At 66.5% G+C, this 5,200-nt stretch carries 5 protein-coding genes; 1 reads left to right on the top strand and 4 read right to left on the bottom strand.

The features are described from left to right. From WAZ62_RS10615 to WAZ62_RS10600, 4 genes are all read right to left on the bottom strand, one after another. Window positions 1-827: ABC transporter ATP-binding protein (locus WAZ62_RS10615; RefSeq protein WP_422643498.1), on the bottom strand; the 827-nt coding region annotated here is incomplete at its 3' end. 2 nt (window positions 828-829) lie between these two features. Further along, a complete protein-coding gene (locus WAZ62_RS10610) occupies window positions 830-1,735 on the bottom strand; it encodes an ABC transporter permease subunit (RefSeq protein ID WP_422643497.1) in 906 nt (301 codons plus the stop codon). Then, window positions 1,732-2,742 carry an ABC transporter permease subunit gene (locus tag WAZ62_RS10605; RefSeq protein WP_422643496.1) on the bottom strand — a complete coding sequence of 337 codons (1,011 nt, stop codon included), beginning with the start codon at window positions 2,740-2,742 and terminating at the stop codon, window positions 1,732-1,734. Before WAZ62_RS10605 ends, WAZ62_RS10610 begins: the two co-directional genes overlap by 4 nt. A gap of 60 nt (window positions 2,743-2,802) precedes the next feature. Next, entirely contained in the window at window positions 2,803-4,386 is a 1,584-nt protein-coding gene (locus WAZ62_RS10600) for an ABC transporter substrate-binding protein (RefSeq protein ID WP_422643495.1), read from the bottom strand. Between the two features lie 249 nt (window positions 4,387-4,635). On the opposite strand from WAZ62_RS10600, the gene WAZ62_RS10595 reads away from it, so the two are divergent. After that, the coding region (locus WAZ62_RS10595) for a hypothetical protein (protein ID WP_422643494.1) at window positions 4,636-5,200 on the top strand (565 nt) is incomplete at its 3' end.

The following is a 5,200-nucleotide window of genomic DNA, read 5'->3' as shown; positions in this document are numbered from 1 at the left end:
ATGCCGGGGATGGCCGGCAGACGGCCGCGCCGGCCGCTCGCCTTGCCCAGCGCGATGGCCCGGTCCGGCAGGGCGTCGAGCAGGGCGGCGGTATAGGGATGGCGCGGCGCCGTGAACAGGTCGGCGGTCGCCGCCGTCTCCACCACTTCGCCCGCGTACATGACGATCACCCGGTCGGCGATCTCGGCGAGAACGCCAAGGTCGTGGGTGATGAAGACGAGGCCCATGCCCTTCTGGCGCTGCAATTCGACCAGAAGACGCAGGATCTGCGCCTGGATGGTGACATCGAGCGCCGTCGTCGGCTCGTCGGCGATGAGCAGCCGGGGGTCGAGGGCGACGCTCATGGCGATCATCACCCGCTGGTTCATGCCGCCGGACAATTGATGCGGATAGGCGGACAGGCGCCGCCCGGCATCGGGAATGCCGACGAGTTCGAGCAGTTCGACCGCCCGCTCGCGGCGCTGGTGGCGGTTGCCGGCGCCGTGCACCGCCAGCACCTCCTCGATCTGGAAGCCGACGGTATAGGACGGGTTCAGGCTGGTCATCGGCTCCTGGAAGATCATGGCGATGTCGCGGCCGAGCAGGCGGCGGCGCTCGCGCGGACCCATGGCGAGAAGGTCGCGGTCGTCGAAGCGCATGGCGCCGGCGGTAACCTTGCCCGGCTCGCCGATGAGGCCCATGACCGCGAGGGAGGTGACCGACTTGCCGGAGCCGGATTCGCCGACCACGCCGACGATCTCCCCGGCCTCCACCGTCATGTCGACGCCGGAGACGGCGCGGAACCGGCCGAAGCGGACGGAAAGGTCGCGGATTTCGAGAAGCGCCATGTTCAACGCTCCTTCAGCTTGGGATCGAGGGCATCGCGAAGGCCGTCGCCCAGCAGGTTGAAGGCGAGCACGGTCAGCAGGATGGCGAGCCCCGGGAAGGTGACGACCCACCATTGCCCGGACTGCACGAATTTCTTGGCATCCGCCAGCATGGTGCCCCATTCCGGCGTCGGCGGCTGGGCGCCGAGACCGAGGAAGCCGAGGGCGGCGGCATCGAGAATGGCCGAGGAAAAGCCGAGGCTGGCCTGCACGATCAGCGGCGCCAGGCAATTGGGCAGCACGACGATGACCATCATGCGCCACAGGCCGGCGCCGGCGATGCGGCTGGCCGTCACGTAATCCTTGGCGAGTTCGCTCAGGACCGTCGCCCGGGTCAGGCGCACGTAATGGGGCAGGACGACGATGGCGATGGCGATCATGGCATTGGCCAGCGACGGGCCGAGCACGGCGACGATGGCGACGGCGAGCAGAAGGCTGGGCAGCGCCATCAGCACATCCATCAGGCGCATGATGCCCTGATCGAAGAAGCCGCCGAGAAAGCCGGCGAGCAGCCCCAGCATCACGCCGATGGCCAGCGACAGGGTGACGACGATGGCCCCGATCGACAGCGACAGCCGCGCGCCCCAGATGATGCGCGAGAGAATGTCGCGGCCGACATCGTCGGTGCCGAGGACATAGGTCCATTGCCCGCCCGCGGTCCAGGCCGGCGGCACCAGGAAACTGTCGCGGTATTGCACGTCCGGCAGATGGGGCGCGACCAGGGGCGCGAAGAGCGCGGCGAACGTTATGATCAGGATGAAGACAAGGCCGCCCAGCGCACCCTTGTTGCGGCGGAAATCGCGCCAGAAGGCGGCGAGGGGGGAAGGGGGATGGCCGGCGCCCCCGGCGCTGTCGGTCGTCGTGGTCATTTCTGGTGCCGGATCCGCGGGTTGATCAGGCCGTAGAGCAGGTCGACGGCCAGATTGACGGCGATGATGGTGATGGCGATCAGCAATATGCCGCCCTGCACCGCGGGGAAATCGCGCCGGCCGATGGCGTCGATCAGCCATTTGCCGACCCCGGGCCAGGAAAAGATCGTCTCGGTCAGCACGGCCCCCGCCAGCAGGGTGCCGACCTGAAGCCCGATCACCGTGATGACGGGAATGAGGGCGTTGCGCAGGGCATGGACCCAGACGACGCGGAAGGGCGACAGGCCCTTGGCCCGCGCCGTGCGGATATAATCCTCGCCCAGCACCTCGAGCATGGCGGAACGGGTCATGCGGGCGATGACGGCGAGGGGAATGGTGCCGAGCACGACGGAGGGCAGGATCAGATGGCGCAGCGCCGACCAGAAGGATTCGGGCTCGTCCGACAAAAGCGTGTCGATCAGCATGAAGCCCGTCACCGGCTCGATGTAATAGAGGACGTCGAGCCGGCCCGAGACCGGGGTGAGGCCGAGAATATTGGAAAACAGCACGATGAGCAGGATCGCCCACCAGAAGATAGGCATGGAATAGCCGGCGAGGGCGGCCCCCATCACCCCGTGATCGAGGATGCTGCCCCGGGTCAGCGCCGCCAATATGCCGGCCGGCAGGCCGATGACGACAGCGAAGATCATGGCGACGACGGATAATTCGATGGTCGCCGGGAAGAGTTCCACGAATTCGTCGATCACCGGCCGCTGGGTGACATAGGATTTCCCCAGGTCACCCTGCATCAGCTGGCCGAGATAGACGCCGAACTGTTCATAGAGCGGGCGATCGAGACCGAGGGCGTGGCGCCGTTCCGCCAGTTGCTCGGTGGTGATGCCGCGCTCGCCCGAGCGGGCTTCGACGGCATCGCCGTGAAGCTGGCGCACCAGAAAGAAGGCGAGGAGCACGATCCCGAGCACGGTCGGGACGAGAACCAGCAGGCGCGAGGCGATGTAGCGGAGCATCCAGGCCCTTCCGCGAAAAGCCGAAGGGCGCCGCCGGTTCGGCCGGCGGCGCCCTTGGTGTTACTTCAGGTCGACTTCCTTGAACTCATGGCTGCCGAGGGGGCTGAGCTTGTAGTTCACCACCTTGTCGCTCACCGGTTCCGAAACCAGCGAATGGGCGATGACGAACCACGGCGCTTCCTCGTGGAAGATGACCTGGGCCTGTTCGTAGAGCTTGGTGCGCTCGGCGATATCCGGGACCTGCTGGGCCTTGCGCACCAGATCGTCGAAATCCTTGTTGCACCATTTGGCGAGATTGCCGCCGCCGGGACGCGCCGCGTCGCAGCCGAGCAGCGTGTAGAGGAAATTGTCCGGATCGCCGTTGTCGCCGGTCCAGCCCAGCTGGCACATCTGGTGCTCGCCGTTCTGGCAGCGCTTGCGATACTCGCCCCATTCATAGGTGACGATCTTGGCCTTGAAGCCGACGGCGGCGAGATCCGCCTGCATCAGTTCGGCGACCTTCTTGGCGTCCGGATTATAGGGGCGCTGCACCGGCATCGCCCAGATGTCGGTCTCGAGCGGCAGCTGGACCTGAGCCTGGGCCAGCAGCGCCTTGGCCTTTTCCGGGTCATAGGGGTAATCGGTAATGTCCTTGTTGTAGGACCAGATGGTGGGCGGGATCGGGTTCACCGCCGGCTGGCCCGCGGCGCCGTAAACCGCCTTGATGATCGCCGCCTTGTCGATCGCCATCGACAGGGCCTGGCGCACCAGCTTGTTGTCGAAGGGCGGCTTCTGGGTGTTGAAGGCGAGATAGCCGACGTTGAGGCCCGGCTGCTGCATCAGGACGACGCCGGGCGTCGCCTTCATGACCTCGAGATCCTGCGGGTTCGGATAGGGCGCGATCTGGCATTCGCCGGCCTTCAGCTTGGCCCAGCGGGTCGAGGCGTCGGTCGTGATGGCGAAGACGAGATTGTCCAGCTTCGGCTTGCCCGCCCAATAGGCGTCGAAGGCCTTGAAGCGGATGATCGCGTCCTTCTGGTACTGCACGAAGGTGAAGGCGCCGGTGCCGATCGGCTCCTGGTCCAGCTTCTCGGGCGTGCCGGCCTTCAGCAGGGCATCGGCATATTCGGCCGACAGGATGGTGGCGAAATCCATCGCCAGATTGGCGATGAAGGGCGCGTTGGGCGCGGTCAGCACGAAGCGGACGGTGTAGTCGTCGACCTTGTCGATCGACTTCAGCATCTCGTTCATGCCCATGTCGCCGAAATAGTCGTAAGCCCCGCCCGAGACGCCATGGTAGGGGTTGTCGTTCTTCCACATGCGGTTGAACGAGAACAGCACGTCGTCGGCGTTGAAGTCGCGGGTCGGCGTGAAGGTCTTGCTGGAATGGAATTTCACGCCGCGGCGCAGCTTGAATTCATAGGTCAGGCCGTCTTCCGAAACGGTCCAGGATTCGGCGAGGCCGGGCCGGGTCTGCGTCGTGCCGGGTATGAAATCGACCAGGCGATCGTAGACGGGACGGGCGGCATCGAAGGAAGTGCCCGTGGTGTTCAGCTGCGGGTTGAAATTCTCGGGGCTGCCTTCGGAGCAATAGACGAGAGTCTTGGCCGCCAGGGCCGGGCCGGCGAGGCCGGCGAGAAGCGTGGTCGCCGCGGCCGTGGCCATTGCCAGGCGCCGGACCTTCGTTCGCATTGTGCCCGATCGCAGGTTCATGAATGCCTCCGTTTTTGGTGCGGGCCCGCAACGCGCCGTGGCGCGCCCCCCGCCAGGCACAAGACTAGACCCGTTCCGCCGCAGATTTCGAGCCTATTTCCTGCGTTTGGAATTCCCCCATAGGCCCCTCTGGTCAAGCGGCGGGGCAATAGGCATGATGGCGACCCGAATTCGACTCCGGTCCCGCGGTACCGTATCCTCATGTTTTGCATACTCCATCCCTCGGGGGTTCGCCGTCTCCTCGCCAGCACCGTAGGCTTCGCCGGTCTTTGGCTGGCCCTCGGGGCCGGTCCGGCGCAGGCCGCGGTCTCCTCCGACGACCTGATCAATGCCGCGCTGTCCAGCGCGAACCAGATTCCCGACGGCAACGAGCGCGGCATGGTCGTCTCCTCCATCGCCGAGGAACGGGCCAAGGCCGGCGACTGGGCGGCGGTCGACCGTATCCTGGCCGATATCGCCGATGTCTCGGTGCGGGACGACGCCCTGTCGCAGTCGGCCCTCATCGCCGCCGCCGCCGGCGAGGCGGAACGGGCGATGGCTCTGGTCGCTCGCCTGTCCGATGTCGACGGCCAGCGCGATACGACGGCATCGGTCGCCGCCGCCCTGGTGCGTCAGGGCTCGGTCTCGGTCGGTATCGGTCTTGCCCGGGCGGTCGACGACACCGAACAACGCTTCCGCGCCCTTGTCGATGTCGCGCGGGCGATGGCCGCGCGCCGCGATCCGGCGGCGGGCCGCATCCTCGACGACGCCATGGCCGTGCTCGGCC

This window comes from Zavarzinia sp. (genome assembly GCF_049306435.1).
GTDB lineage: Bacteria > Pseudomonadota > Alphaproteobacteria > Zavarziniales > Zavarziniaceae > Zavarzinia.
The sequence above is the reverse complement of the archived record's forward strand: the minus strand, read 5'-3'. Positions and strand labels throughout refer to the sequence as shown.

What these genes read in the sequence shown, in the direction of transcription:
- WAZ62_RS10610 (WP_422643497.1), bottom strand. Translation starts at nt 1,735, where the DNA reads ATGACCACGACGACCGACAGCGCCGGGGGCGCCGGCCATCCCCCTTCC.
- WAZ62_RS10605 (WP_422643496.1), bottom strand. Translation starts at nt 2,742, where the DNA reads ATGCTCCGCTACATCGCCTCGCGCCTGCTGGTTCTCGTCCCGACCGTG.
- WAZ62_RS10600 (WP_422643495.1), bottom strand. Translation starts at nt 4,386, where the DNA reads ATGGCCACGGCCGCGGCGACCACGCTTCTCGCCGGCCTCGCCGGCCCG.